Origin of the sequence: Arthrobacter sp. YD4, from assembly GCF_030410515.1 — a bacterium.
In the GTDB taxonomy this organism is placed as follows: Bacteria; Actinomycetota; Actinomycetes; order Actinomycetales; family Micrococcaceae; genus Arthrobacter.
In genome coordinates, this window is record NZ_JAUHHD010000006.1 from 1 (window position 1) to 26,603 (window position 26,603).

General features: G+C 64.7%; 25 protein-coding genes and 1 pseudogene. 20 read left to right on the plus strand and 6 right to left on the minus strand.

All coding sequences use genetic code 11. The annotated features are described in order from the left end of the window. Positions 1–241: 241 nt before the first annotated feature. A complete protein-coding gene (locus QWJ39_RS14585; protein ID WP_290258591.1) occupies positions 242–877 on the minus strand; it encodes a hypothetical protein in 636 nt (211 codons plus the stop codon). 217 nt (positions 878–1,094) lie between these two features. On the opposite strand from QWJ39_RS14585, the gene QWJ39_RS14590 reads away from it, so the two are divergent. Then, positions 1,095–1,988, plus strand: coding sequence for a glucose 1-dehydrogenase (locus QWJ39_RS14590; RefSeq protein ID WP_290258592.1), 894 nt, complete (start codon positions 1,095–1,097; stop codon positions 1,986–1,988). Between the two features lie 120 nt (positions 1,989–2,108). On the opposite strand, the gene QWJ39_RS14595 is transcribed toward QWJ39_RS14590, so the two are convergent. The 4 genes from QWJ39_RS14595 to QWJ39_RS14610 form a co-directional block, all read right to left on the minus strand. Next, entirely contained in the window at positions 2,109–3,719 is a 1,611-nt protein-coding gene (locus QWJ39_RS14595) for an alkaline phosphatase D family protein (protein ID WP_290258593.1), read from the minus strand. 143 nt (positions 3,720–3,862) lie between these two features. Then, on the minus strand, positions 3,863–4,066 hold the full coding sequence (locus tag QWJ39_RS14600; RefSeq protein ID WP_208747914.1) for a cold-shock protein: 204 nt from the start codon (positions 4,064–4,066) through the stop codon (positions 3,863–3,865). A 207-nt stretch (positions 4,067–4,273) separates the two neighbouring features. Further along, a complete protein-coding gene (locus tag QWJ39_RS14605) occupies positions 4,274–5,503 on the minus strand; it encodes an acyltransferase (RefSeq protein ID WP_290258594.1) in 1,230 nt (409 codons plus the stop codon). A gap of 20 nt (positions 5,504–5,523) precedes the next feature. After that, positions 5,524–6,012, minus strand: a complete 489-nt coding sequence (locus QWJ39_RS14610) for an SRPBCC family protein (RefSeq protein ID WP_290258595.1) — start codon at positions 6,010–6,012, stop codon at positions 5,524–5,526. 186 nt (positions 6,013–6,198) lie between these two features. Between QWJ39_RS14610 and QWJ39_RS14615 the strand changes: the two genes are divergently transcribed. Then, a complete protein-coding gene (locus QWJ39_RS14615) occupies positions 6,199–6,651 on the plus strand; it encodes a DUF4383 domain-containing protein (RefSeq protein WP_290258597.1) in 453 nt (150 codons plus the stop codon). Between the two features lie 209 nt (positions 6,652–6,860). Beyond that, positions 6,861–7,241 (plus strand): TfoX/Sxy family protein, encoded by a 381-nt coding sequence (locus QWJ39_RS14620; protein WP_290258598.1) that lies wholly within the window; start codon positions 6,861–6,863, stop codon positions 7,239–7,241. A 67-nt stretch (positions 7,242–7,308) separates the two neighbouring features. Here the strand turns inward: QWJ39_RS14620 and QWJ39_RS14625 are convergent, their stop codons facing one another. Next, positions 7,309–7,779: a hypothetical protein gene (locus QWJ39_RS14625; RefSeq protein WP_290258599.1), complete on the minus strand. Its 471-nt coding sequence runs from the start codon at positions 7,777–7,779 to the stop codon at positions 7,309–7,311. Between the two features lie 259 nt (positions 7,780–8,038). Here QWJ39_RS14625 and QWJ39_RS14630 point away from each other — a divergent pair, with 259 nt between their 5' ends. The 17 genes and pseudogenes from QWJ39_RS14630 (at position 8,039) to QWJ39_RS14710 (ending at position 26,574) form a co-directional block, all read left to right on the plus strand. Continuing rightward, positions 8,039–9,394 (plus strand): hypothetical protein, encoded by a 1,356-nt coding sequence (locus QWJ39_RS14630; RefSeq protein ID WP_290258600.1) that lies wholly within the window; start codon positions 8,039–8,041, stop codon positions 9,392–9,394. Between the two features lie 137 nt (positions 9,395–9,531). Continuing rightward, a complete protein-coding gene (locus QWJ39_RS14635; protein ID WP_290258601.1) occupies positions 9,532–9,759 on the plus strand; it encodes a hypothetical protein in 228 nt (75 codons plus the stop codon). Between the two features lie 48 nt (positions 9,760–9,807). Continuing rightward, positions 9,808–10,529: pseudogene (locus QWJ39_RS14640) on the plus strand (SLC13 family permease); the annotation flags it as partial. A gap of 1,577 nt (positions 10,530–12,106) precedes the next feature. Beyond that, positions 12,107–13,543, plus strand: a complete 1,437-nt coding sequence (locus QWJ39_RS14645) for a DEAD/DEAH box helicase (protein WP_290258792.1) — start codon at positions 12,107–12,109, stop codon at positions 13,541–13,543. Continuing rightward, positions 13,524–13,988, plus strand: coding sequence for an EcoRII N-terminal effector-binding domain-containing protein (locus QWJ39_RS14650; RefSeq protein ID WP_290258602.1), 465 nt, complete (start codon positions 13,524–13,526; stop codon positions 13,986–13,988). Before QWJ39_RS14645 ends, QWJ39_RS14650 begins: the two co-directional genes overlap by 20 nt. Next, positions 13,985–15,571, plus strand: coding sequence for an ATP-binding protein (locus QWJ39_RS14655; protein ID WP_290258603.1), 1,587 nt, complete (start codon positions 13,985–13,987; stop codon positions 15,569–15,571). Before QWJ39_RS14650 ends, QWJ39_RS14655 begins: the two co-directional genes overlap by 4 nt. 468 nt (positions 15,572–16,039) lie before the next feature. After that, the gene (locus tag QWJ39_RS14660) at positions 16,040–16,375 is read left to right on the plus strand and encodes an HNH endonuclease (RefSeq protein WP_290258793.1); all 336 of its coding nucleotides are present in this window, start codon (positions 16,040–16,042) and stop codon (positions 16,373–16,375) included. A gap of 203 nt (positions 16,376–16,578) precedes the next feature. Further along, positions 16,579–17,829, plus strand: coding sequence for a DNA (cytosine-5-)-methyltransferase (dcm, locus tag QWJ39_RS14665; protein ID WP_290258604.1), 1,251 nt, complete (start codon positions 16,579–16,581; stop codon positions 17,827–17,829). Next, a complete protein-coding gene (locus QWJ39_RS14670) occupies positions 17,777–18,124 on the plus strand; it encodes an excalibur calcium-binding domain-containing protein (RefSeq protein ID WP_290258605.1) in 348 nt (115 codons plus the stop codon). Before dcm ends, QWJ39_RS14670 begins: the two co-directional genes overlap by 53 nt. Positions 18,125–18,293: 169 nt before the next feature. Further along, positions 18,294–19,073, plus strand: a complete 780-nt coding sequence (locus QWJ39_RS14675) for a DinB family protein (protein WP_290258606.1) — start codon at positions 18,294–18,296, stop codon at positions 19,071–19,073. A 114-nt stretch (positions 19,074–19,187) separates the two neighbouring features. After that, the gene (locus QWJ39_RS14680) at positions 19,188–20,387 is read left to right on the plus strand and encodes a TerC family protein (protein ID WP_290258607.1); all 1,200 of its coding nucleotides are present in this window, start codon (positions 19,188–19,190) and stop codon (positions 20,385–20,387) included. Positions 20,388–20,483: 96 nt separating this feature from the next. Next, on the plus strand, positions 20,484–21,062 hold the full coding sequence (locus QWJ39_RS14685) for a histidine phosphatase family protein (RefSeq protein WP_290258608.1): 579 nt from the start codon (positions 20,484–20,486) through the stop codon (positions 21,060–21,062). Positions 21,063–21,286: 224 nt separating this feature from the next. Further along, positions 21,287–22,702 (plus strand): MFS transporter, encoded by a 1,416-nt coding sequence (locus tag QWJ39_RS14690; protein ID WP_290258610.1) that lies wholly within the window; start codon positions 21,287–21,289, stop codon positions 22,700–22,702. Between the two features lie 11 nt (positions 22,703–22,713). Further along, a complete protein-coding gene (locus QWJ39_RS14695) occupies positions 22,714–23,430 on the plus strand; it encodes an FCD domain-containing protein (RefSeq protein WP_290258611.1) in 717 nt (238 codons plus the stop codon). 82 nt (positions 23,431–23,512) lie between these two features. Next, positions 23,513–24,586 (plus strand): acetamidase/formamidase family protein, encoded by a 1,074-nt coding sequence (locus QWJ39_RS14700; protein WP_290258794.1) that lies wholly within the window; start codon positions 23,513–23,515, stop codon positions 24,584–24,586. Next, entirely contained in the window at positions 24,583–25,806 is a 1,224-nt protein-coding gene (locus tag QWJ39_RS14705; protein ID WP_290258612.1) for an amidase family protein, read from the plus strand. The genes QWJ39_RS14700 and QWJ39_RS14705 overlap by 4 nt, the downstream gene beginning before the upstream one ends. 51 nt (positions 25,807–25,857) lie before the next feature. Further along, entirely contained in the window at positions 25,858–26,574 is a 717-nt protein-coding gene (locus QWJ39_RS14710) for a YoaK family protein (RefSeq protein WP_290258613.1), read from the plus strand. The last annotated feature ends 29 nt before the right edge of the window (positions 26,575–26,603 follow it).

Sequence of the window (26,603 nt, forward strand, 5' to 3'; positions counted from 1 at the left end):
TTTTCAGGCCGTTCAACAAGGGGGTCGGTCGCTATCTTTCCGCTTCAGCGGCGGCGACTCGAATAACTTTACACACGAACACCGGAGCGCACAAATCGCACCCCCAAGACCCTCCCCCGCCCCAAAAACCCCGGAGCGGCGGGGATTTCGGACGTCGCAGGGGCCGAATTCCCGTCAGACACGGGAAACCCGGTTCTGTGCAGCGCGTCACGTCTCGAGGGCTCTTCGCCGGTCGGCCGCCCTAAGCCGCGAGCGCACTCCCCTGGGTCCGCGCCATGAACTCCCCTGCCCGGCGGAAGTCCCAGTAGGTGTAGACCAAGCCCACCCCCATCAGCAGCGAGGCCGTCGCGAAGAGCCACGAAAACAGGCCGCCCCAGTGGATCACCTGGGGCAGAAGGATGAGTGCTTGGACGGGGAACAACATCAGTTGAGTGGCCAAGCCCCGCCGGAGCTGCACCGCCACGGCCCGGGTCACGTCCAGGCGCCGAGGGTCAGTCGGTTCCTTCCCGCGGATCTGCCGACGGACGGACTTCCGCTCCTCGTCGGTCAAGGACAGCATGACGTCCACCCTGCCTGGCGAGGCCGCCGGCGCAATCCGTTTCCGGTTGTAGATGATGCCGCCGACGCTGGCGGCCAGGACGGCGCAAAGGACACCCAGCGCCACTATCAGCTCCCAGTCCACCGGCCCGGCCAAGGACACGAGCAGTCCCGCCACGGCAACCCCCGCCCCAATAACAAGCGCCCCGGCGGGCAGATAGCGGGTGTAGTAGCGGCGAATCGCGGGCCCGAGTCCCCGATCTTCGATGCCGGCGGCCCGGCGTCGTGCGGCTTCCCACCGCTTCTCGTCGCGCTTCAGGAGATCGTCGACTCCGCTCATCGCACCCCCCTCCCCCGGCAACCGGCGCCACAGCCGCTAGGGCCATCTTTGTCCCACACACCGCGGTTGCCAAGGCCTTGGCCCCGCCCGCGTTGCGCCGTCCCCGCCGTCCAACTAGGGTGATTGATAAGCATGCTTAGCATGCCGTGGGATCCACCCGCCGCCCGAGCCCGGGCCGCCTCATGGCCGGGCCGCACGCACCTATCGGAGGAGAACTATGACTGACCAGTACACGTTCAGGAACCCCGTCACGGCGTATGACCAGATTGAGCCGCCGGAGCAGAGCCAGCCGGAACCCGGCCTGGACGCGAAGATGACCCCCAAGGCCGACCTTGGCGAGGAGACCTACCGCGGCACCGGCCGGCTGGAGGGCCGCAAGGCGCTCATCACCGGCGCGGACTCGGGGATCGGCGCCGCCACGGCCATCGCCTTCGCCCGCGAGGGGGCCGACGTCGTGATGTCCTACCTCCCGGAGGAGGAAGAGGACGCCGCCCGGATCGCGAACCTGATCGAGAAGGCCGGCCGCAAGGCGGTCAAGGTCCCCGGCGACCTCAAGGATTCGGCGGTGTGCCGCGAGCTGGTCGAGACGGCCGTCCGCGAGCTCGGCGGCCTGGACATCCTGGTCAACAACGCCGGCAAGCAGATGGCGCAGAAGGCCCTAGGCGACATCACCGACGTCGAGTTCGACCACACGTACAAGACCAACGTGTACGCGATGTTCTGGCTGACCAAGGAGGCGCTGCCGCACCTGCCGGCGGGCGCGACGATCATCAATTCGACCTCCATCCAGGCGTACAGCCCCTCGGAGACGCTGGTGGATTACGCCTCCACCAAGGCCGCGATCAACAACTTCACCAAGGGTCTGGCCCAGCAGCTGGCGCCCAAGGGCATCCGCGTCAACGCCGTGGCGCCGGGCCCCATCTGGACCCCGCTGCAGCCCAGCGGCGGCCAGCTCACCGAGGACCTGCCGGAGTTCGGCAAGGAGACCCCGCTGGGCCGCGCCGGCCAGCCCGCCGAGCTCGCCCCGGCCTACGTGTTCCTGGCCTCCCCCGAGTCCAGCTACGTGATCGGCGACACGCTGAACGTCAACGGCGGCATGCCGACGCCGTAACATCCCAGCGCCAAACGCCAGTGGGCCCCTCCCGGACGTCTCCGGGAGGGGCCCACTGGCATTTGAACGACGGCGGGACGGGCTCAACAAACGACGGCGGCGCCAAGGCGTCTGCCGGGGTTACCGCTGCGGCGGGAGGGACTTGCTCCAGACCACGGTGCCGTTGGCGTCGCGGAGGCTGACGGTGAAGACGTCGTCCGCGCCGAGGTCCACGTGGCCGAAGAACTGGCTGGTGCCGCTGCGCGGGGACTGGTTGGCGTAGGCGCCGGCCTTGAAGAACTCCACCTTGGGGCCGAAGGTGCCGTCCAAGGCATTGGGCCCAAAGCTGCCGGCGTTGATCGGCCCGGCCACGAACTCCCAGAACGGGTCGAAGTCGGTGAACGCGGCCCGGTCCGGCGAGTAGTGGTGCGCGGCGCAGTAGTGCACGTCGGCGGTTAAGAAGACGACGTTTTTAACCCGGTTGCGCTTGAACGCCGAGAGCACCGCGGCGAGCTCAAGCTCCTTGCCCAGCGGGGCGCCGTCGTCGTGGTTGGACAGCGACTCCTCGTTCACCGGCCCGTCCGGGACCACCAGGCCCAACGGCAGGTCGTTGGCGATCACCTTCCACGTGGCCTTGGAGCGGCTGACCTCGCGGATCAGCCAGTCGGTCTGCTCCTGGCCCAGGATGTGGGTCAGGTGCGTTTCCTTCCCGTCCGTGTTCGGGTCCTTGAAGCTGCGCATGTCCAGGCAGAAGATGTCCAGCTGCGGGCCGCGGGCGATCCTGCGGTAGATCCGTTCGGGTTCGAACCCGGTGCCTGCGGCGGTCACCCCGGCGATGGGCTGGTATTCCTGCCACGCCTGCCGGCCGCGGGCGGCGAGGACGTCCACGCGGCGTTCGGTGTACCGGGTGTCGGTCAGGATCTGGCCTGGGTACCAGTTGTTGTGCGTCTCGTGGTCGTCCCACTGGGCGATGACGGGGACCTCGGCGTAGAGGGCGCGGATGTTCTTGTCCATCAGGTTGTAGCGGTGCCGGCCGCGGAAGTCGTTGAGCGTCTCGGCCACCTTGGAAACTTCCTCGGCGACCAGGTTGCGCCAGATCTGCCCGTCGGGTTCGGTGACCTGGGCACTGATGGGCCCGTCGGCGTAGATGGTGTCACCGGAGTGGATGAAGAAGTCCGGGCGGGTGGCGTGCATGGCCGCGTAGCCGCGCATCCCGCCGATCTCCTCGTTGATGCCCCAGCCCTGGCCGGCGGTGTCGCCGGTCCAGACGAAGCTCTGGCCGCGGGCCTCGCGGCCGCTGGCCAGCAGCCCGGTCTCCGCGGCGGTGCTGAAGGAGCCCTGCGCGGTCTCGCCGGCGAGGCCGTCCGCGTCCTCGAAGTGCATGCTGACGGCGAAGCGGGTGCCGGCCGGCAGGTGGCTCGCGGCGATCCGGGCGGTGAAGTCGGTGGCCTCGGTGGCGGCACTCCCCCGCAGCACCCGACGGAAGGCGCGGCCGCCGCGCAGCGGGGACCCGCCGTCGTCGACCGCCAGCAGCTCCGCCACCAAGGTGCCGGCCCCGGACGCGCGGGACCAGAGGACGCCGGAGCCGGTGGTGACGTCGCCGGTGGAGATGCCCGAGGGCAGGGTCAGGCGGTTGCGGACCAGGGCGACGCCGGACGCGCTGGCGGCGGTGGCGGTTCCGGGGACGACGGCGGCTGCACCGGCGGCGGCCAGGGCACCCTTGAGGACATTGCGGCGGCTGAATTCAGTCATGCCTCCACCGTTGCCGGTCCGGATGAACCGCTGGTGGCGGCGGCGTGAACGGGGCGCGGGTGGCGTCCTAAGGGCACAAAAAAGCAGGGCCCGTCCGGAGACGGGCCCTGCTCGAAACCTAACGGTCCCGGATCTCTAAGGAATTAGAGGCCCTGGATGTTGGTTGCCTGCGGGCCCTTGGGGCCCTGCTCGACGTCGAAGGAGACCTTCTGGTTCTCTTCGAGGGAGCGGAAGCCGGAGGAGTTGATCGCGGAGTAGTGCGCGAAAACGTCCTGCGAGGAGTCATCGGGGGAAATGAAGCCGAAGCCCTTTTCAGCGTTAAACCATTTGACGGTACCAGTAGCCATTATTTATGTCCTTCGTGAAGGTGGAAGGAAAATCCCGACTTTCGGGCCTTCCGGTGTGGGGTGCTCAAAACCGCTGCTTCAGAAGAACACGGACTTTCGACCGCGCGTACTGCCTGAACTACGAACTGCAAACACAACAACAGGTTCAACACTACAGGAGTTACAGGCCGCCATTTACCACATGACGCGGACTGCCGACGCCGGGGGCTAGGACTGGGGCTGGGTCTGCCGGGCGTCCGCGGCCGACAGCGCCGTTCCCGGCCCGGGGTTCGACGGCGCGGCGGCGGGCCCTGTTGCGGCGACGGCCGCCGCCCGGTTGCCCTTGGTGATCCGCCGCTCGACGGCGCGGCCCGCGGCGACCGAGAGCCGGTGCGCGGGGCCTTCGACGTACCGGAAGAACAGCTCGGCGACGCCGAAGGACGCCGCCACGCCCAGGACGAGCCCCAGCGGGAGCGAGACGCCACGCAGCAGCGTGGCGGCGGCCAGGATGATCGGCAGGTGCACCAGGTAGAGGCTGAAGGAGACACGGCCCAGCCACTGGGCGAGGGCGGTGTCGCCCAGCTTCTTGGCCGAGCCGGAGAGCAGGAACACCAGCACGATCAGGGTGGCGCCCACCGTGATGACGGCCTCGACGCCGGGGATGGGCGGTTCGGGGCTGATCCATTCGGCGTTGGCCAGGTAGAGTCCGACGGCGGCCAGCAGCAGCCAGATCACCCGCGGCCAGGCGCTGGTGAGCTCGCGGATCCGTTCCCGCTCGGCCCCGAGGACGGAGCCGATGGCGAAGATCGGCATGTAGGTCAGCGCCTCGATGTGGAAGACCCCGCCGATGACCGCCAGGCCCAAGGCGAGGACCAGCTTGAGGTGCCAGAACCGGCGCCAGCGCAGGGCGAGGAAGACGTAGAGCGGCAGCAGCAGCGAGAACGCGACCTCCCAGCGGAGGGTCCAGAGCGGGGTGTTGATGGTGCTGGCGTTGAGCATCAGCAGGGCGTCGCGGAAGACCTGGCCCGGGTCCGGGGTGGTGACGTACATGTCCGCCCACGGGCTCTGCAGCGGCGACGGGGTGCGCGGGATCAGCACCATGAGGACGACGGCGAGCGCCAGCGCCGCCCACGCCGGCAGGTAGAGCCGCAGGAGCCGCTTGGCGTAGTAGGGCGCCCAGCTCCTGCCCGGAAGGGACTTGGTAAACGGCAGGATCAGGACGAAGCCGGAGAGCACAAAGAAGACATGGACTGCGGGGGTGCCGTTCCAGAAAACGTGCAGTGGTGAGAACACCGCCCACATCTCGGGGCTGGTGAGCCGGGTGGAGCGGTCGTTCGAGACGACCCGGCCGACCCATGGGAGCGTGGAGAGCGCGTGGCAGGCGACCACCACCAGGGCGGCCAGCCCGCGGAGGCTGTCCAGTTGCGTGACTCGGGTGGATCCATGCTGATTTGGCATCGATCCATGTTACCAGTCCGTTACATTTGGGCGGCGGGGACGCTTTCGGCGATCTGCTTGATCGCGGCGAGGGTTTTCGGGATGCCGTCCAGCGCCTGCTGAGTGCGGTCGGCGATCTGGGCATCTGCCTTGTCCCCGAATTTCTCCTTGAACATGGCGATCCCCTCCGGCAGGAATTCCCACCGCTCGGTCAGGATGGTGCCGGATTCGGCCGGCGCCATGGTGAAGCCCCACCGGACGTATTTGCCGCCCACCACCCAAGCGAATTCCCGGCCGCGTTCGGCGGCCACCACCTGCGAGCGGGTCTCCCAGGTTCGGCCCGGAACCTCGTTGCGGCCGGTGAACCAGATGCCCTCCTGGGCGGCGCTAGCTTCGTCGTCCCACCAGCAGGTTTTGCAGACAGGACTCCATTCACCGGTGCGGGTGACGTCGGAGACGAGGTCGTAGAGCGCCTCGGCGGAGGCGTTGACCGTGACGGATTCCTGGTGCTGGCGGGGGTTCTGAGTCATGGCTCCATCCTTGCAGACGCTTGCGATTGTCTCCGCCGGCCGCCGCCGAACACCACACCGTCGGCAGAAAGCCAGGGCGCCCCGAGCAATCCACGCTCAGGTGTTCTCCGAATAGTTGGCACAAGCAACGGGTCGGCCACACACCGGCCGGCCTGTCACCGCAAGCCCGAACCCAAGGAGCCCCGCATGGCAACCGCAACCCACTCCCGCACCACTGCCCGCACCACCGTCCAGAAGGCCAGCCTCGCCGTCGGCTCCGTATTCCTCCTGGTCGGCATCCTGGGCTTCGTCCCGGGCATCACCAGCAACTACGACTCGCTGCAGTTCGCCGGCCACCACTCCGAGGCCATGCTGCTGGGCCTGTTCCAGGTCTCGGCCCTGCACAACATCGTCCACCTGCTCTTCGGCGCCGCCGGCCTGCTGCTGGCCCGCAGTGCCACCGGCGCGCGGTCCTTCCTGCTCTACGGCGGCGTCGTCTACCTGGTCCTGTTCGTGTACGGCCTGGTGGTCCCGGAAGATTCGGCCGGCGACTTCGTGCCGCTGAACAGCCTGGACAACGTCCTGCACCTGGTGCTCGGCGCCGGCATGATCGTACTGGCCGTCATCCTCACCAAGGGCCGCGCGAAGGCCCGCGCCTAACGAGAAATCAGAACTCCAACGAACGCGTCCACCGGTTTCCGGTGGGCGCGTTCGTCGTTGCGAGCCTGTCCGGCGCCGTCCCGGCGCTTCTCTATGGACGCCCCCGTGGCTGGGAGGGGCTAGCCCAGCGGGGAGCCTATCCCCCGCACAGCAGCGGGCATATCCTGCAGGAAAGCCCGCTCGTGGCCCGCAGCGTCCCGGAGGTACCCATGGAAATGCCGAAAGCATCCGAGGCCGACAAGAAGCGCTTCCGGTCGCTGGTGCCGGACCTTCCGGAGGTCGTCATCAAGCCGATGTTCGGCAACCTGGGGGCGTTCGTGAACGGCAACATGTTCGCCGGGCTGTTTGGTCCCACCGTCGGCGTGAAGCTCTCCGCGGCGGACAAGGCGGCGCTCGAAAGTACCGAACGGACAGTTCCGTTCGGGCCGGCCGAGCGCCCCATGGGCGGCTGGACCGGCTTGCCGGAGATCTGGAACGGCGAGGGTGCCGGCGATGAGGCGCGCGCCAAGGGCTGGGTGGAGAAGGCGTTCGAGCACGTGGCCGGGCTGCCGCCGAAGGCGGCCAAAGCCCCTAGAAATTCGAAAAAGTAGCCGTTCCCTCTCAGCGCAGGACCAACGCCTCATGCGACGAAGGCCAGGGTCGGGGCCTCGCGTCTGGCTATTGCTTCTTCAGCTTCACCGTCGTGGTGGTTCCCATCGCGGAGACCTTATAGCTGATGACGTCACCGTCGTAGGTGAACTCCTTAGTGGCGTCGGAGGATGCCAGAAGCGCCGACTTCGTCGCCTCAACGTCTCTCTGAGAGGTCCACGAGTACGAACCATTTGAGCCTGCAGGCGCCTTGTAGGTGCCAACCCAGTAGGTGGAAGTCGTATTGCCTCCGTCAGTGACCCAGTTGACGGTGATCGCGTCTGCGGTGATCGTGGCTTGCTGGTACGACTTCTCGCTGTTTGGGTTGCTCTGCTTCCAAGAGCCGGTCAGATCGGTGACTTTCGGCGTCTCCGCCGGAGTTTTTGTCTCGGTCGCGGCCGCGGGCGAGGGAGTCGTGTTCTCCGCGCTACTGCTGGAGGCGCCACATCCTGTCAGGGCTAGGGCGGAAACAAAAACTACGGGTGCGATTAGCTTCTTCATGACCTCATCCTCACTTACGCTCTCGCATTCCCCGGCGCCCCACGACGTGAATTGGCTCACATGTAGCCACGGGACTACGGGACGGCGCCTCCCGCAAGTCAGACCCCAGCGCCGTCATCTAGATTCTCTGGCGCCTGTCGATGAAGCTCGCGGCGCCGCACCTGCGAGGCGACATAGGATCGCACGTCGAAGCACCGGGCAGTTCGCGCCCAACTAGGGCCGCGCAGCGCAGATACTATGAAGGGCGCTATTACGGCTGATGACATACATCAGTTTGGGGAGGGGACAAAAAGTGACCACAGAGACGAAATGTCTCGTGCCGGTATGGGCACTCGCTACCGAGGCAGTGAGCACGTCGAACGTGCTCGACCATGGCGGCATGACACCGCAACGGCTCGCCGAGCTGAGAACCGCCCTGGCCGCACTTTCGGAGTCCCCCATCGTCACTCTGGAAGCACATCCAATCTCCACGAAGCGAGATCGGAACGCCGGGATTGCGCTCAATGCAGCCAGCCCGCTCGCTAAGCAGCTAGCAGAGCTCGTCACCAATACTGCAAAGATCACACCCTCGCCGACAAACGTCGCAGAAACTGGTGACGTACTCTACCGAATGGTGGTTCCTGCAAAGGTCGCTGCCCAGGTCGGTAAGGGGCTTGTAAACCCCATGGTTTCCAAAGCGGCGGCCGGTGGTATTCGTGGCGCGTTAGTCAACTCTGCCGGGACCACGGTAGCGCAAGCTTCATTTGTTCCTGTTGCTGGTGGTGCCGCTGCTGCAGGTGCTGCAGGTGCTGCAACCGGCTCGGCCGCAACCGCTGGTGTGGCGGCCGCGAGCGCTGGGGCCCTTACGGTCGCGGCGCCCCTCGTACTCATGGCCCTCGCGGTCAGCGCTAGCGCCTACGCCGATCACCAGCGCCAGCAAGCGATCGAGAGAATTACCGACCTCCTGGAGCAGTTGCACGACGATGCTCTCGACCGCGAGCGCAACGATCTTGACGCTTGTTCTGAAGCGATCGACAAGGCGACCTCCGTCCTACTCGACCAAGGCCGGATCGGGTTATCACTCGGACTCGATTCCGCATCGCACGCCATCAGCACGGCAATCGCAGCCACTCGGAGGCGGCTCAAGAAGTGGCAAGCAGCGCTGGATGCGCTACCCCTAGGACCAGTCGAAGTAGGCGCGCTGGCGAAATCATTCCCTGGTTTCAATGAGGAAGGCGGCGTATTCCGCGCGCATCTGGAGATCGCTCGACTCGCCATAGCCCTCAAACGCCGGGTGCTCGTACTCCAAGCCGTGGAACACGCTCAACAGGACGCGGGTAATCCATTCAAGAGCTTCATAGGATCTTTGCGCGATGACGAACGCGGCACCGACGAACTGGAAGCTGCGATCACCTCTGTACTACTTCAATTGTCGGCTCGTGAACTGAAGCGGGATGGAGGCTTCAGACTTCCCGCGTTCACCCCCGGGGAGGTCGATCAATTGCTTGCAGCGGCATATCGACTCCGTTCCTTGGCGGATCAGCCGCCTATGGGATCTCCTCAGGCTGACGTTGCGATAGAGATCGAACGTGGCAGGGATGGGTCGCTTGTAGTTTTCCCTGCGGTCGCGGCCTAGCCGAGCTCGGCGGGCCTTCTCTGAGGCCCTAATACGGTAATCCGGGTCAGCCGGCCGCTTGTAGCGGCGGCGCACCGATGATGTTGCGATACGGTGCTAGCCTCACTTGACGAACTACTCAGCCGACGGAGGGAACTATGCCTGGAAACGCGGACAGAGCTGCCGCCATATTGAGAAACGGCGGAGCCAGGGCAAAGGCCGCGGGTAGCAAGCTCCATGCTCTCGCCACGGATCCCGAAGTTCAAGCTAAAGCAAAAAAGGCTGCTGAAGACGGTAAGAAAATCTATGAAGTAGTAACGAGCCCAAAAGCAATGGAGTTCTACCGTCAGGCGGGGGACCTCATCAAAAAGGCGCGAAAGAAGTAATTCAAGATTCGTTCTACGCGCGCTTGCCTGGTCGCCTCTCTGTATTGTGCGGTGGCACTGCTGGCCCAGGCTGCCATGGGCCTGGCGTACGAGTCGCGGATCCACCCGGTCCGGATGGCCGCCTTCGTGATCAACGGCGCCGACGCCAGCGGCTTCTCGCCGCTGTCCGTCGCTGGGGTGCTGGTGCATGACATCGCTCTGAAGAACGGCTTCCCCATCTCGCAGGGCGCACTGTCCATGGCGAGGTTCGCCCTGAACTCCATTCTTTCGGCCCTGCCCCCTTGCGCTGTTCGTCCGCTGGCAAACTGCGCCACAAGCACTCCAACGAATACGCCGGGCTAGAGACGCCCCGCATCAGCCGCCCGGGCGGACAGCAACTCTTCACCCTGGTGCTGATCGCCGCGGTCCTGGTCTGCACCGTGGGCTTCCACATGCCGATCGGCTTCGTGGCCCTCCCCGCCGGTCTGCTGCTGGCGTTCGTCAACATCAAGGAACACAAGACGTTCATCCGAGGCGTGTCCTAGTCCACTCTGCTGCTGGTGGCCGGCATGATCACCTACGTCTCGCTGCTCCAGAACGTGGGCGTCATCGACACCCTCGCCGAGATGGCCCTGGCACTGGGAGCGCCGCTGCTTATTGCTGTGGTGCTCTGCTATGTGATCGGCGTCGGCTCGGCCTTCGCGTCCTCGACGGCGCTGCTCACCGCGTTCATCCCGATGGCCGGGCCGCTGCTGACCACCAGCTCACTTAGCGCCTCCGGCACCATGGCGGTCATGGATTTACTTTCGGTGAGGTCTATTGACACAGGTCAATGCCCGTTTCCCGCGAGCACGGGATTTTCTGCCGGTAATGGCACAGCAAGAGACTCCCCGGGGACCGGATGTGCAAAGTAGCGAGGTTGGCATGGACAACCGCCAAGAGGTCCGAGAGTTCCTCGCCACCCGGCGGGCGAAGCTCACCCCGGACTAGGCGAGGCTGCCAAGTTTGGGGGCACCCGGCAAGTCCCCGCGCGCCGCCGGGAAGAAGTCGCGCTGCTGGCCGGAGCCTCGGTGGAGTGCTACACCGAGCTCGAACGCGTGTCGCTCGGCGAAGTCTCTGAGAGCGTGTTCGAGTCGCTCGGCAGGGCACTCCAGCTGGACTAAGCCGAACGCGAGCACCTGCACAACCTGGCGCGTGGGGCGTCGCCGTCGGCTCGTCCTAGGAGCAAGCCCGGCGACGGGGTGACGCCCAGCGTGCAGCGGCTGCTGGATTCCACGGCCGGTCTGCCGGGTTTCGTACGCAACGGCCGGCTGAACGTAGCGCCGATCAGTGAGCTCGGGCGGGCACTGTACTGGGCGGAATAAAACCAGACCGCAGGACCCGCGAGACAGTCCCGTTTCGCCTTACTCAACCACCGCTCGCACGACCTGTATCCTGACTGAGAGAAGGCGGCCAGCACCGCCGTCGCGATTCTTCACGCAGAGGCTGCTGGCCGTGACCCGTGGAACTCGTCCCTCACCGAGCCCAACACACATTGGCTGACGGAGGACGGTATTTCAGAATGTGTCGTCGCTACCTCGCGTCCATTCCAACTGGCTCACGCCGATATCGCCTGAGACTCCGAAGTGGTGGAACGGCACCAGCAAGTCCGCACTCAGGGCGTCCAGAGCCTTAATTCGCTGCAATGCTGCCGTCGAAGAACGGTTCGTCTACGCCGCCGCCGCGTTAGGTTTGCTTCGACCAGGAGCTGCGGCCGCAGATTTGTCCCCACGCAGTAACTCATCCGGTCGCCGCTACTTTCGACAATGTTGTCGGGATCAAGTAGGCCCCCAGCTCGCGACAGATCAGAAATTGCTTGCCGCATCCCACACTCATCGACAACCATCTTGTTAGGATGTCACCCATGTAGTTCGCAAGGAAGCATGCGGCGAAGACGGCGAGGTTGGGGAGCTTGGCGCAAGCACGATGGATTGTCGACGGATCGACGAAAACGCTGCGAATCCTAGACGATTTGGAAGAACTCCGGGAAGTTCCTGCAATTCATATATGGCGCGCCGAATTCGAGCTTCTTGGGGAGGTTGACGGCCTCTCGGTAGGTCCACCGAGTGCCAGTGGACTCGGATTGAATTTTGCTCCCGAAGCCGGAGACCTAGGTCTGCGAATCGTGGCGGCGACCACCGGGGAACCAATACTGTGCCTCCAGCTTTCGGGGCAACCAGGACCCGGGCTTACAAGCTTGCCAACATCCGGGCAAATTATCTGTAACGGGACATGGTATTGCCTCGATCCCATCGCAGTGAGCGAACTCCGGGACCGAATTTCCGAACTCCCAGTACCCTTGGGAGTGCCGCTGACTGCTGCTCAAGTTATGGAATTGACTTGGACATGGTCGGTCCCCAACGGATTCGCGCTGAACGAGCCTGTCCAATTTGCCGCGGACTACAGGGTCGCCCCGCAGTCCCTGGTGAAGGGGCAACTGTACCCCTACCAGACTGTGGGAATAGAACGGCTACTCGACCTGTACGAAGCCGGCATCGGGTGTCTCCTTGCCGACGAAATGGGGCTAGGAAAAACTCTGCAGATCATCGGGTTGCTCGCGCACGCAGTGAGATCCGGACCGTCCTTGGTTGTGTGCCCTGCATCAACACTAGCTAACTGGAAACGAGAACTTTCCGTCTTCGCCCCGCATCTTGACGTTCACATCCATCAGGGTCCTCGCCGTTTCGGTGGCACTAGTCAGCTACGACCATTTGACGTCGTACTTACGTCTTACGAGACCATGGCCCAGGACGTACATTTCCTTAAGGCCGCCCCCTGGGAGGTCGTAGCATTCGACGAAGCCCAATTTATCAAGAATCCAACCGCTGATAGGACCAGAAGCGCACATCTCCTGCGAGCGAAGGCGAAGGTCGCCATTACCGGAACACCGATCGAAAACTCACTCCGCGACATGTGGTCAATTGTGGATTTGGTCGTACCAAATTACTTGCCCCAGCTCGAGGATTTTTTGGTCAAGTATCCTGACGTTTCCGCTGCTGCGAAATCTTTGGCGGGCAAAGTCTTCCCAATCGTAATCAGACGGCGCCTCGCGGACGTAGCAGAATCTCTGCCGGAGCGCATAAACACGATGGTGCCAATTGCGATGGGGGCAGAACAGGCTTCGTCCTACGATTCGATACTTTCATCGGCCCAGGCCGCACTTCCCAAAATAAGCGCTCTTAGAGTATGTGCCGCTGCGATCGACACAGATACCAAAAGCACGAAGCATCAGTTTCTACATGAATTGACGTCCGAAGCTTTCTCTAACAACAAAAAAGTTCTGGTATTTGCATCTTTTAGCGCAGTCATTGATTCGCTGGCCGAAACCTTCAAAATGCACGGCACGGGTCTTTTCATTGGTACACTTGACGGCCGAACGCCGATCCAAGAACGCCAAGGAATAATTGACGGTTTTTCCGCCCATGACGGTCCGGGTGTCCTAATCCTCAATCCACGAGCAGCCGGCGTTGGACTAAATATTCAAGCCGCCAATTACGTCGTCCACTTTACACCGGAATGGAATCCGGCGATCGTCGACCAAGCCTCAGCACGTGCGCATAGGCGCGGACAGCTTCAGACAGTGTTCATATACAACCTATATTACGAAGACACGATTGAAGAAGTAATGATAAATCGGCTTGAGTACAAGCGGAAGCTCCAGGAAGACGGACTTTCGCCACTTTCGGACGGTCCATCGAATCAAGAAGTTTCGCGCATTCTTGCACTTTCACCCAACGGAGTGACCCATGCCCCAGCCTCCCTTTGAAATCATCTCAATTTCCAAGACTCTTTCGAACAATGATCTCGGATTAACGGGAAGTCATCAGGCTGGGATAACTGTGCCCAAATCTGGACCCATGCTTTCATTCTTTCCCAACCTTCCTCCGGAGTATGCCAATCCGCGACTTTCATTGGATGCCTTTGATGAAGTCCTTGGGTCACGGATTCCACTGAACTACATCTACTACAACGGCAAAGTTCACGGCACCAACACCCGGAACGAATATAGGATCACGGGACTAACCCAGTTTTTCAAGTTGCACGACGCCCATGTCGGTGATGAGATTCGCTTTTCGAAAATTGAACACGGGCTGCTCGGAATTGCCGTAATTGCACAAACAATACAAGAGACACAAGATGCTGCTGATGATTCGCCTGTTCGAATTAAGCTGAGCGGCAACTGGTCGACCTACCGAAGGACTCGAGAGTGACTACCTCCCTTTATGAAGCAACCCCCGATCCAGTCCGCATTACTGAGTCGCTGCGTGATACGGGTTATGTGCTTAATACGGCCGTGGCCGACGTCGTGGACAACTCCATCTCGGCCAACGCCACGCGCATTGATGTGGAGCTTGTTCAAGACCCGACCGGAAGAGTTCGCTTCAGCATTACAGACAACGGAGAGGGGATGGACACAGAGGGCTTAGTCAACGCGCTCCGCTATGGCTCGGATCATCGCGACGACCCCGCGAGCCTTGGGAAGTTCGGCCTTGGCCTTAAGACCGCGTCGACTGCGTTCGCCCGACGTATCCGGCTGACGTCACGCACGGGTCCTGGTGAACCGGTTGTCGGGATCTGGGATCTTGACCGCGTGGCCGAAATCGGCTGGAACGTTGAGGTCACTGAGACCGTCCTCCCCTTCGATCGCAAGACTTTGGACGAAGTTTCCGGCGGCGGAGCCGGTACTGTGGTTCGCTGGGAGTCTGTCGACCGGGTAATAAAAGAGTACAAGGACCCGCGAGGAAGCCGAGCGAGAACTGCACTGGACAAAGCTGTCAAGTCATTGTCAGATCACTTGAGTATGGTGTTCCAGCGGTTCTTGGACGCCGGCGATGACCGTGTTCCATCCGTCGAAATACGACTTAACGGTGCCAAGTTGGAGGCTTGGAACCCCTTCGCTTTCGGGGCGGAGTGCCTTCTCGATGATGAGTCCGTTGTCGAAACTGAGTTAGGCGACTCAAAAATACTCCTGCGGGCTTACGTTTTGCCGAGGAAAGCCGAAATGCAAGCGGTCCTCGGTGAAGAGGCGCATATTGAGGCGCGTCTTTTCAATACGTACCAAGGGATCTACGTGTATCGCGAAAATCGCCTGATCCACGGTCCAGACTGGTTGGGGTTATTTATCCAAGAGCCACACTACACCTTGGCGAGGGTCGAGCTTTCTTTCGATCATAAACTGGATGAAGCATTTCAGATTGACCTGAAAAAATCGCGGATATCACTCGACACTTCGATTACCGACTACCTTGCGAAAGCGCTCGCGGCACCGCGTCGAGAAGCCGGCATTCGATATAGGGACGGTGAACGTACGAAACTGCAGGCAGTTGATGACAAGTCGATTCACGCGCCGTCCAACGCAACCATTGAGGACAAGTCAAGGACGATGAGTAAGGCGACTCTGCAGTCTACTGATCCGGAGACAGGGAAAGCCGAGATACTAAATGCGAAAGGGAGAGTCCTGGTGGAGTACGTTCCTTCCACGGACAACAGGGTATTCCTCGAAACCGTGAACACCCTTGACGAAGGGCTGCTCTACCGACCAGCGTACATCGGCCAGAACCCCGGCGTTCAGATAAGCAAGACACATGCCTTCTACGAGAAAGTTTATCTCCCCAACCGCCAATCGGGAGCCACGATCCAAGCGCTAGATTCCCTGCTGTGGGCCCTTGCCGCCGCCGAGTTTAAGGTTTCAGATGACGCTACTCTCGCCGTCTTCGAGGATATTCGTTACGACGTTTCGAGAACTCTTCGGAAGCTTGTCGAGGACCTCCCGTCACCCGATCTGGAGGAATAGGCAGGCGTGAGCAGTCCTCTTGAATCTGCACTCTCAGATTTGCTGAATACCGCTATCGAAATCGAAGCGGCTGCGCCCGGTACGCGTTTTTCTCTCCGAGTAAAGGGCATCGATCGGCCTCATGGATTCAGCGTGGATGTGCAGCGGCGGTTCTCGTGGTTGGAGGCGAGCCTGCAGTTTGACAGGCTGTCTTCCCACCTGAAAAACCATTTGATGGAGTCCTATTCTCGCCAGGCCCAACAGTTCGAGACGTCCGTGGCGACGCTGACATCGTGCGGCGTGGAATATCGGAGCGTGCCCAAAAGTGGAGGTCCCGCTGGTCCCCCGGAGGGGATACAGATCTCGAGCAGGCTGCAATTGGATTCCCAAGCCTCGGTTTGGGATGCCGAACGCCTGTCAGCACTCTCTATTCTCCTTCCGATCGTCCAGCTGCTGGACAATTCTGAAAGCCCAGATGTACCAGGGTCGATGTCTCCCGAGGTGTACGACGTGGAAGGCGAGGTCAGCTATGGGTGGTCCCGAAGGTACGAAAGGAGCCAAGCCAATAGAGCGCTGGCAATAGAACTCCACGGACGAACGTGCGCTGTCTGTGGATTCAATTTTGACGATTGCTATGGCACGCTGGCCGGCGGTTACGTGGAGATCCACCATCTGGTACCGGTTAGTTCGATGGACGTGCCCAAGGTTGTGGATCCTCGAACGGATCTGGTCCCCTTGTGTGCAAATTGTCATCGGATGGCTCACCGTCGATGGCCTCCGTACACACCGACGGAACTTCAGGCAAGCCGTCATCCCAACTCGTGACGAAGTTCGATGCCGTTGAAGAAAAGACGGGCGACACGGCGTCGCGCCCTAGCGTTCCGTTCGGCATTCGAGGTCTCGCCCCGGATCGCGGTCGTCTAGCGACGAGTTGCCCTGCTGTCCAAATCCCGGATGTCTAGCGGCGTGGCAGTGCCCCTCTGGGTCATTTATACGACAAAATGTCGTGGGAACTACCCAGATAGGACATGATGGACAACGCTACTACCCTTCTCAGCCAAGCACGTGCCCGCTACACCCAGCGTCAACTCGCTGATCAACTCAACGTCTCAGACCGGACTGTCATGCGCTGGGAGAGCGGGGAGACGACATGTCCCACAATGCTCGCTCCGGCCTTGAAAGAGCTGCTGGGGTTGCGCCCAGCATCCGGCCCTGAAGATTTTAGGTTTATTGACCTGTTCGCCGGGATAGGCGGGATCCGGAAAGGATTCGAGGCCCACGGCGGTCGCTGCGTTTTTACCAGCGAGTGGAACAAATATGCCGAAAAGACGTACCTGGCGAATTTCCCGGATGACGACGAGGCGTCTCACACGTTTGTGGGGGACATCCAGACTTACCCGGCCACCGAGGTGCCCGACCATGACATCTTGCTCGGTGGTTTCCCCTGCCAGCCGTTTTCCATCGCCGGGGTGAGCAAAAAGAACTCAATGGGCCGCCTCCACGGCTTCGAAGACGCAACGCAAGGGACTCTGTTCTTTGACGTTGCCCGGATAATAAATGAAAAACGTCCGGCGGCGTTCATGCTTGAAAACGTCAAGAACCTGCGTTCCCACGACAAGGGCCGGACCTTCGCGATCATCATGGACACCCTCCAGAATGAACTCGGCTACGAGGTGCACGCCAAGGTCCTCGACGCCATCAATTTCACGCCCCAGCATCGTGAGCGAATCATCATCGTAGGCTTCAGGGAACCCACAGATTTCACTTGGGAAGACCTAGAGGTTCCTCCGGTTGGCCCAAGGCTCAACACAATTTTGCACCGGACTGACGGCACCGAGCCCGTTCTTGACTGGGACGGCGATCGGTATTTCGATCATGAAAACGCAGAAGTGCAGTCCAAGTTCACCCTGACCCCGAACCTCTGGGCCTACCTGCAAGCCTACGCAGCCAAACACAAGGCCGCCGGCAATGGCTTCGGGTACGGCCTGGTCCGACCTTCAGGGACCACCCGGACTTTGTCGGCAAGGTACTACAAGGACGGTTCTGAGATCCTCGTCGATCAGGACGGTGCCCGGCCACGTCGGCTGACGCCGCGAGAATGCGCGCGCCTCATGGGATATGAGGACACATTCCGAATCCCCGTAAGCGACACGCAAGCGTACAAGCAGTTCGGGAACAGCGTCGTAACACCGGTCATGAGCGAGATTGCCAGAATCATGACACCGCATGTGCTCAAGATTGCGAACCGGCCTACCGTGGCAAGGGGCCTGTCGGTCTGACCAGGGTCGGGAGGCAACCCGATTCGTGGAGCTTGGCGGATGTGCGTTGCCGTCCTCTTCTTCCGGTCCAGTGGCCCTGGGCGCTGCGCGGCTGGGGCCGAAACCGATTCGCCCTCGCACCCGCCCCGAGCGTTCCCCCAGCACCTGTCTACGTGGCCCCGGAACCGGTTGCTGTCTACTTCGCGAACTGCAAGGAAGTGAAGGCTGCGGGGGCTGGGCTCATATATATGCCGGCCAGCCTGGCTACAGCAGGGCACTGGACCGCGATGGAGATGGCGCAGCCTGCGAGAATTAGCATTCGGCGGCGGAGTGGCAGACAGCTACTCCACCCCGCATGTGTCGCTGCCCCAAAGGCGCGGCACGGCAATCCTGCTGGGTTCGGTCTTCAAAGACCCGTCCGTCAGTTGACCGACGTGCAGCGAAGCCCCTTCCCCACCAACGCCCGCCGTGCCACAGTAACCGCCATGGAAACCTTCGGCCACACGGACAACCTCCAGGGCGCCACCCTCACCGCCACCAACCTTCGCGGCGCGAGATTCGTCCGGGCGGACCTGTCCGGGGCGGTGATGCGGGGCGTGGACCTGGCCGGCGCGGACATTGACGCGCCGTGGCTGGCCGAGGACGGGAGCACGCTGCTGGTCAACGGCGTGGACGTCGTGCCACTGGTGGAGGCCGAACTGAACCGCCGCTTCCCCGGCCGGGCCGAGCGCCGGGCCACGGACCCGGACGGGCTCCGGCACGCCTGGGCCCGGCTCGAGGAAGCCTGGCAGCAGGCACTAGAGCGCGCAAGAAGGCTCCCGGACCGAGCCGTCGAGGTCCAAGTGGACGGGGAATGGTCCTTCGCCCAAACCCTCCGCCACCTGGTGATGGCCACGGACACCTGGCTCCGCAAGGCCATCCTGGAGATCGGGCAGCCGTACCACCCGCTCGGGCAGCCGAACGTTGAATTCGAAACCGACGGCTACGACCTCTCCGTCTTCGCCACCGAACCGCCGCGGTACCAAGAGGTCCTGGACGCACGACAAGACAGGCAAAACATGGTCCGCGACTTCCTCGCCGCCGTCACCCCCGAAGACCTGGACGCGGAGCGCCGCAACCCGTGGGCGCGGGACCACTCGGTCACCGTCCGCTCCTGCCTACACACCATCCTCAACGAGGAGTGGGACCACCTGCGCTACGCCCTCCGCGACCTGGACGCCGTCGAACGCGGCGCCCGCGGCACGCACACGGAGCCAGACGCTTAGCAAACAAGTCTGATGAAAAACGGGAGAAAAACCCGGCACTGACTGGGAACCGCGTTCGTTGGCCTAGGTACCACGCCCCCGCCGACCACCCCGGCCGACACCTAACGAGGCAACATGCAGGTTCCCATCACCGTCTGGATACTGACCATCATCGGAATTGTGGGCCTGCTGGCCTTCGATTTCTTCTTCCACGTCCGCAAGGCCCACACCCCCAGCCTGAAGGAAGCGACCATCTGGTCTTCCATCTACGTGGGCCTGGCGCTGCTGTTCGGCGTTGGCGTGCTGATCTTCGGCGGCGTGGACATGGGCACCGAATACTTCGCCGGCTACGTCACGGAGAAGGCCCTCTCCGTGGACAACCTCTTCGTCTTCCTCATCATCATGTCCAGCTTCCGGGTGCCGCGGGCGGACCAGCAGAAGGCGCTGCTGTTCGGCATCGTCTTCTCCCTGATAGCCCGCACCGCGTTCATCTTCCTGGGCGCGGCCCTGATCAGCAGCTTCTCCTGGGTGTTCTACATCTTCGGCCTGATCCTGCTGCTCACCGCCGGCAACCTGCTCAAGCCCGACTCCCACGAGGACGACGAGAAGGACGGTCTGATCGTCCGGCTCACCAAGAAGTTCCTCCCGGCATCGTCCAACTACGACGGCGACAAGCTCTTCACGGTGGAGAACGGCAAACGCGTCCTCACCCCCATGCTCCTGGTGATGGTGGCGATCGGCGGCACGGACATCCTCTTCGCCCTCGACTCCATCCCGGCTATCTTCGGCCTGACCCAGAACGTCTTCGTGGTCTTCACCGCCACCGCCTTCTCCCTGATGGGCCTGCGGCAGCTTTACTTCCTGATCGACGGGCTGCTGGACCGGCTCATCTACCTTTCCTACGGCCTGGCCGCGGTGCTGGGCTTCATCGGCGTCAAGCTGGTGCTGCACGCCCTGCACGAGAACAACCTGCCGTTCATCAACGACGGCGAACACGTCAACGTGATCGAGGTCAGCACCGGCGCGTCCCTGCTGGTGATCCTGGGCGTCCTCACCATCACGGTCCTGGCCTCCATTTTCAGCCCCAAGGGCAAGGCCAAGAACGCCGTCTCCGGTGCCAAGCGGCACGCCGTCGAATACCTGGACCTCACCTACGAAACCGACATCACCGAGCGCGAACGAATCTTCGCCAAGATGGTGGCCGAGGAACAGCAGCTCCAGGCCTTGCCCGAGAAGTACAAGTCCCTGGTCCACCACGAGACCGAGTTCAAGGACCTGCTGCGCCGCGCCCACGCCGAGCACGACAAGGCGCTGCAGCGGGAGGGTCTGCGGTAGGTCCCTCTTCCCGCCCCGACCGGGGCTGGCCGGTTTTCACTAAACGGTTCTACCGGCCATTTTCCCGGCCCAGCGGCGGGGCGGCAGAATGGAACCATGACCCTCACAACCTTCGCACTCATCCGCCACGGCCAGACCGACTGGAACGCAGAGCGCAGGCTGCAGGGGTCCACCGACATCCCGCTCAACGACGTCGGCCGCGCCCAGGCGCGCGACGCCGTCGCCGCCCTCGCACCGTACCGGTGGGACGCGATCGTCTCCTCGCCCCTGAGCCGCGCCGCCGAGACCGCGGACCTGATCGCCGCCGGGCTGGGCCTCAGCGTGGCCCGCCGCGTCCCGGAGCTCACCGAACGCGCCTACGGCCCCGCCGAGGGCATGACCGACGGCCCCGAGCTGGATGCGCTGCGCATCCCCAACGGCTTCCGCGGCGCCGAAAGTGAGGAGGACGCCGCCGAGCGCGGGCTCGCCGCGCTGGAGGCCCTGGCCGAGGAGTACCGCGGCGGCCACGTCCTGGTGGTGGCGCACGGATCCCTGCTGCGGGTCAGCCTCAGCCGGGCCGCCGGACGCCACCTGGACAGCGTGGAGAACGCCGCCCTCAACCTGGCCCACCATCACCCGGAAGACGGCTGGAAGCTCGAATACTTCAACGGCGAGCGCCTCAGCGCCATCGTCTAAACCACCGCGTCACACTCGCGGCGGCGGCAACATGAACGACGCATAACTGGTCCTATGAGTCGGCCAAAAACCAGCCGTGTAACCGGCAGGTTAAACCCGGTTTCCGGCCCGTAAAGCTCTCCTCACCCCCGCCATTTCAAGGGTTTTCCGCCCTTCTCGGGTCCTAGCTTGGACCTTGGTTCGACCAATGAACCAAGTCGTCTCAAGCCCCCGAGGAGCACCCCGTGAACGTTTCCACCGCCGAGAAGCCGGCCGCCGGCACCGTGCCGCCGGGCACGGCCGGTGCGGCCGGCCCCGCCGCCGATTCCGCCGCCCCCTCCCCCGCAGAGTCCACCACCGCGCCCACAACCAACACCACGGGCCGCCGTCGTCTGCTGCCCGTCAGCGGCAAGCGCCCCGGCCCTGTGGCCGTCACCCTGCTCTTCTCCCTGGGCTGGGTGTTCATGTACGCGGACCGGAACATCCTCTCCCCCGTCATGAGCGTCATCCAGGACCAGTGGGGACTCAACAAGGGCCAGCTGGGCCTCATGTCCACGGTCTTTTTCATCACCTACGCCCTCATGCAGATCCCCACCGGCTACCTCGCGGACCGGATCGGCCGGGTCAAGGTGGTGGTGGCCGGCTACGTGGTGTTCGGCATCGGCACCATCCTCAGCGGCTTCGCCCCCGGCTTCATGGTGTTCCTGCTGATGCGCGCCTTCACCGGAATCGGCGAGGGGACCTTCTATAGCCCGGTCTACGGCATCTCCTCCAGCTACATCTCCGACAAGTGGCGCGGGGTTTCCGCCGCCCTGATCAACAGCGGCATGGCCGTAGGCATCTCGCTGGGCTTCATCGGCTCCGGCTACTTCACCTTCACCCTGGGCCTGCCGTGGCACGCCTCGTTCCTGATCTTCGGCGCCGCCACCCTGATCGTCGCGTTCCTGATCAACTACTACCTCTCCCCGATCGACGCCGAACACAAGGCTTTGGCTTCCAAGGCCACGGACGACGGCGGCGCCCCGGCCGCCAAGGTCTCCAACAAGGCCCTCTTCACCCGCAACCACATCCTCACCTACGTGCTGATCTTCTGCTCCCTGTACGGCTTCTTCTCGATGCTGACCTGGCTGCCCACCTACCTGCAGCAGGCCCGCGGCGTGGCCCCCGCCCAGACCGGCATCATCGCCTCCCTGGTTCCCTGGGCCTCCATCCCCGGCGCGATCCTGCTGAGCATGTGGGCCCGCCGACTGAAGAACACCCGCCCGCTGATCGTGGTGCTCTCCGTCCTGGGCGGCCTCTGCCAGATCCTGGTCCCGATGACCGGCAACTACTCCCTGATGATCGCCGGTTTGGTGGTCTACGGGCTGGTCGGCAAGCTGGCCCTGGACCCCATCCTGATCGCTTTCCTGGCCGAGAACACCCCGCGCTCCATGTACTCCACCGCTTACGGCTACTTCAACTTCGCGGGCATGCTCTCCTCGATCTTCGCCCCGTACATCACCGGTGCCCTGGCCGATGCCACCGGAGCGCTGGAGGCCGGGTTCTACCTGTCCGCTGTGCTGCTGCTGGTGGGCGCGGTAGCGTTCTGCTTCACGACGCCGGCACGAGTCGCCGCCCAGCCAGCCGCCGCCGTCGAACCCGTCCCCCAGCCCGCCGCCTGAAAGGACCCGCCGTGAACCAGACACTTCCGCAGCGCACCGCCCCCGGGCCCACGCTGCGCCGGGCCGCCTCTATGAGCGCGGAGGTGGCCGCCTACCTGGAACGGGAGATCGCCTCGCGCGGCCTCACCCCCGGGGACAAGCTCCCCACCGAGCGGGAACTGGCGGAGCAGCTCTCCGTCTCCCGCGCCACGGTCCGCACCGCCCTGCAGGAGCTGGAGTCCAAGCACCTGGTGGAACGGACCCGCGGCCGGGGAACCATTGTTGCGGAGCCGCCGGCGCCGGTGAGCGAGCTGTACGCCCGGCTGGCCGGCGCCGGGCAGGCGCAGGAGGACGTGGCCGAGCTGCGCGGATCGCTGGAACCCCTGGTGGCCGAGCTCGCCGCCGCCCGGTCCAGTGCCGCGGACCTGATCCAGCTGCAGGACGCCCTGGCCGCGGCCAGCGAACACCTCTCACCGGTGGAGGCGCTGCGGCTGGACGTCCAGTTCCACACCCTGCTGGCCCAGGCCGGCCGCAACCAGCTGATGGCCACCGTCCTGACCCTCACCAGCTCCTGGACCTCCGAGGTGCGGCTGCGCTCGCACGCCACCGCGGCGGGCCGGCGCTGCTCGATCGAGGGCCACCGCCGGATCCTGGCCGCCGTCCTGGCCCGGGACGCCACCGGGGCCGGGATCGCCATGCGCGACCATCTGGCCGACGTCGCCGTCCTCATCCGTGACCACCAGCCCTGACACCTCAACCCATCGGAGACTTACCGTGAGCACCTCACTGATCCAGCCCGGCACCGCCGCCCGAACCGAAACCGCCGCCCGCATCCTGCAGTCCTGGGACGGCATCGCCGACGGCACCACCTACCTGCCCTCGTCGCGGGAGAACGTCCTCTGGGGCGCGCTCCCCTGCGCCGCGGACCGGCCCGTCCTCAGCATCGACCCGAGCACCGACGTCACCATCGACACCATCAGCCACGAGGGCATCCTGGAGGACCAGGGCCGGGACCCGCTGGCCTACTTTGGCTCGCACGGGGTCCCGGAACACCAGATCCTCGAGGACGCCATCAGCCTGGCCGGCTCGGATATCCAGCGGCTCTCCGCCAATCTGGGCCCGCACGTGGTCACCGGGCCCATCGCGGTCCGCGGCGCCAGGCCCGGGGACCTGCTGAAGATCACCGTGCTGGAAACCACCCCGCGAGTGCCCTACGGCGTGATCTCCAGCCGGCACGGCCGCGGCGCCCTGAACGGCGAATATCCCCTCGGCGCCGGGAACTACAGCGCCTTCGCCACGGTCCGGGACGACGCGGAGGGGACGCCGTCGGGCTGGCTGCCGCTGCGGCCCGGCGCCGAACCGACCGTGCACTTCCCGCTCAACCCGTTCCTCGGCATCATGGGCGTGGCCGTCGACGGCGAGCGCCGCCCGCACTCGGTCCCGCCCGGAGCGCACGGCGGCAACATCGACATCAACCTGCTCACCGCCGGCAGCTCGCTCTACCTCCCGGTCCAGGTGGCCGACGCCCTCGCCTACGTGGGCGACCCGCACTTCGCCCAGGGCGACGGCGAGGTCTCCCTCACCGCCATGGAGGCCTCCCTCCGGGTCCGGCTCCGCTTCGACGTCGTCGCCCAGGACGAGGCCGTGCGGAACTTCGGCACCCTCACCGGCCCGCTCGCGCAGACCCCCGAGTTCCTGGTCCCGACCGGAATGGACGAGGACCTGGACACCGCGGTGCAGAACTGCGTCCGTGCCGCCGTCGCCCTGCTGCAGGCCCGCTACGGCATGGACCCCAGCCTGGCCTACGCGTACCTGAGTGCCGCCACGGACTTCAACATCTCGCAGGTGGTGGACTTGGTGAAGGGCGTGCACGCCCGGATTCGGGTGGAGGACTTCCGCCCGTGACGTCTGTGCCTGGTGCCGGTCCTGCCGTTGCTGTTCCCGATCCCACCGTGTGGCGCGTCCTCGGCGCCCCGCTGGTCCCGCCCACCGGCACCGGTCCCCTGGACGGGCTGAGCGTGGCGGTCAAGGACCTGTTCGCGCTGGAGGGGTTCGCCGTGGGTGCGGGGAACCCGGCGCGGCTCGCCGGGGCCGATCCGGAGACGACGACGGCGGCCGCCCCCGCGGCGCTGCTGGCCGCCGGCGCGTCCGTGGCCGGCATCGCCCGGACCGACGAGTTCGCCTACAGCCTGGCCGGCACCAACGCCCACTACGGCACCCCGCCCAACCCGCGGGCGCCGGGCCGGATCAGCGGCGGATCCTCCTCCGGCTCGGCGAGCGCCGTATCTCTCGGCCAGGCCGACGTGGGGCTCGGCACGGACACCGGCGGCTCCATCCGGGTCCCGGCCGCATACCAGGGCCTCTACGGGATCCGCACCAGCCACGGCGCGGTCACGGTCGAGGGGCTGCTGCCGCTTGCGCCGTCGTTCGACACCGTCGGGTGGCTGACCCGCGACGCCGCCACCCTCGCCGCCGTCGGTGAGGTGCTGCTGCCCGAGACACCCGGTGCTTCGGCGGCCCCGTTCACCGGCATGTCCGTGCCGCCGGAACTGCTGGCACTGGCCGAGCCGGGGATCGCCGAGGCCATCCGCCCCTTTGCCGCGGCGGCGGAGCTCCCGCCGGCGGACACCGCCCCCTTCCCGGTGAAGGAGCTGCCCGGCTGGCTCGCCGCGTTCCAGACCGTCCAGGGCTTCGAGGCCTGGCAGCAGCACGGTGACTGGATCCAGGCGCACCCAGACTCCCTGGGCGCCGACGTCGCCGGGCGGTTCGCGACGGCGTCGCTGATCACCGCCGGCCAGGCGGAAGCGGCGCGGGACGTGCTGCGGTCCGCCCGGCAGCGCATCCGCGACTTCGTGGGCGGCGGCCTGCTGGTGCTGCCGTCGGCGTCGTCCGTGGCACCGCTCCTTACCGAGGTGGCGCAGGCCTCTGCGCTGGGCGGGACCACCATCGACGCGGTCCGGCAAGCCACCATGCAGCTGACCTGCGTCGCGGGCATCGCCGGGCTGCCGGCTCTCTCCCTGCCGCTCGTCACACCCGGCGGGCTGCCCTGCGGCGTGAGTATTGTGGGACCCGTACACCGTGACCTGGACCTGCTGCGCCTGGCCCGCCGGCTCGGCCCCCGCTGAGCCCGCCGCCCGCACGCCGCCCGACCGGCCACCGCACCGAAAGACAACACCATGCTCAAGCGACTGAAATCCACCGAACCGGATCGGCTGAACCTGACCCTGATGCTGGTCTTGACCTTCTCCACCGGCATCATCGACGCCGTGGGCTACCTGGGCCTGGACCGGGTGTTCACCGGCAACATGACCGGCAACGTGGTGATCCTGGGGATGGCGCTAATCGGGGCGGACAACCTGCCCGTGGTGGGCCCCTCGATCGCGCTGGCGTGCTTCATGATAGGCGCTATGATCGCGGGCCGGACGCTTCGTCCCGAGGCCGCGGGCTGGAGCCGCCGCACCACCGTGCTGCTGGCCGCCGTCGGGCTCACCATGAGCGCGATCGCCGTCGTTCTCACCGTCCATGCCCCGCACGCCGGGGACCCGGTGACCCTGACCATCACCGGCGCGCTGGCCGTGGCAATGGGCATGCAGGCCGCCACCGCCCGTCACCTGGCGGTCAAGGACGTCACCACCGTGGTGGTCACCTCCACCCTGACCGGCCTTGCCGCCGACTCCCGCCTGGGTGGCGGCACCGGCGCGCACACCGGCCGCCGGCTGGGCGCCGTCGTGCTCATCCTGGCCGGCGCCACCGTGGGCGCGGGGCTGCTGCACATCCACCCGGGCCTGGGCGTGATGGCGACGGCGGCGCTGACACTGCTGGTGGCGCTCACCGGGGAGATCGCCCGGGAACGCGCCGTCCACGACGCCGAGCTGGAGCCCGCCGCGCGCTGACCGTTCCCGGACGGCGGGCTTAGCGCGTC

Excerpts from the sequence above, each read along its gene's own strand:
- QWJ39_RS14670 (WP_290258605.1), top strand. The coding sequence starts at position 17,777 with ATGTGCTCAAGATTGCGAACCGGCCTACCGTGGCAAGGGGCCTGTCGG.
- QWJ39_RS14645 (WP_290258792.1), top strand. The coding sequence starts at position 12,107 with ATGGAATTGACTTGGACATGGTCGGTCCCCAACGGATTCGCGCTGAAC.
- QWJ39_RS14680 (WP_290258607.1), top strand. The coding sequence starts at position 19,188 with ATGCAGGTTCCCATCACCGTCTGGATACTGACCATCATCGGAATTGTG.
- QWJ39_RS14600 (WP_208747914.1), bottom strand. The coding sequence starts at position 4,066 with ATGGCTACTGGTACCGTCAAATGGTTTAACGCTGAAAAGGGCTTCGGC.
- QWJ39_RS14615 (WP_290258597.1), top strand. The coding sequence starts at position 6,199 with ATGGCAACCGCAACCCACTCCCGCACCACTGCCCGCACCACCGTCCAG.
- QWJ39_RS14650 (WP_290258602.1), top strand. The coding sequence starts at position 13,524 with ATGCCCCAGCCTCCCTTTGAAATCATCTCAATTTCCAAGACTCTTTCG.
- QWJ39_RS14610 (WP_290258595.1), bottom strand. The coding sequence starts at position 6,012 with ATGACTCAGAACCCCCGCCAGCACCAGGAATCCGTCACGGTCAACGCC.
- QWJ39_RS14630 (WP_290258600.1), top strand. The coding sequence starts at position 8,039 with ATGACATACATCAGTTTGGGGAGGGGACAAAAAGTGACCACAGAGACG.
- QWJ39_RS14585 (WP_290258591.1), bottom strand. The coding sequence starts at position 877 with ATGAGCGGAGTCGACGATCTCCTGAAGCGCGACGAGAAGCGGTGGGAA.
- QWJ39_RS14685 (WP_290258608.1), top strand. The coding sequence starts at position 20,484 with ATGACCCTCACAACCTTCGCACTCATCCGCCACGGCCAGACCGACTGG.
- QWJ39_RS14635 (WP_290258601.1), top strand. The coding sequence starts at position 9,532 with ATGCCTGGAAACGCGGACAGAGCTGCCGCCATATTGAGAAACGGCGGA.
- QWJ39_RS14605 (WP_290258594.1), bottom strand. The coding sequence starts at position 5,503 with ATGCCAAATCAGCATGGATCCACCCGAGTCACGCAACTGGACAGCCTC.
- QWJ39_RS14675 (WP_290258606.1), top strand. The coding sequence starts at position 18,294 with ATGGAAACCTTCGGCCACACGGACAACCTCCAGGGCGCCACCCTCACC.
- QWJ39_RS14625 (WP_290258599.1), bottom strand. The coding sequence starts at position 7,779 with ATGAAGAAGCTAATCGCACCCGTAGTTTTTGTTTCCGCCCTAGCCCTG.
- dcm (WP_290258604.1), top strand. The coding sequence starts at position 16,579 with ATGATGGACAACGCTACTACCCTTCTCAGCCAAGCACGTGCCCGCTAC.
- QWJ39_RS14620 (WP_290258598.1), top strand. The coding sequence starts at position 6,861 with ATGGAAATGCCGAAAGCATCCGAGGCCGACAAGAAGCGCTTCCGGTCG.
- QWJ39_RS14590 (WP_290258592.1), top strand. The coding sequence starts at position 1,095 with ATGACTGACCAGTACACGTTCAGGAACCCCGTCACGGCGTATGACCAG.
- QWJ39_RS14660 (WP_290258793.1), top strand. The coding sequence starts at position 16,040 with ATGTCTCCCGAGGTGTACGACGTGGAAGGCGAGGTCAGCTATGGGTGG.
- QWJ39_RS14710 (WP_290258613.1), top strand. The coding sequence starts at position 25,858 with ATGCTCAAGCGACTGAAATCCACCGAACCGGATCGGCTGAACCTGACC.
- QWJ39_RS14595 (WP_290258593.1), bottom strand. The coding sequence starts at position 3,719 with ATGACTGAATTCAGCCGCCGCAATGTCCTCAAGGGTGCCCTGGCCGCC.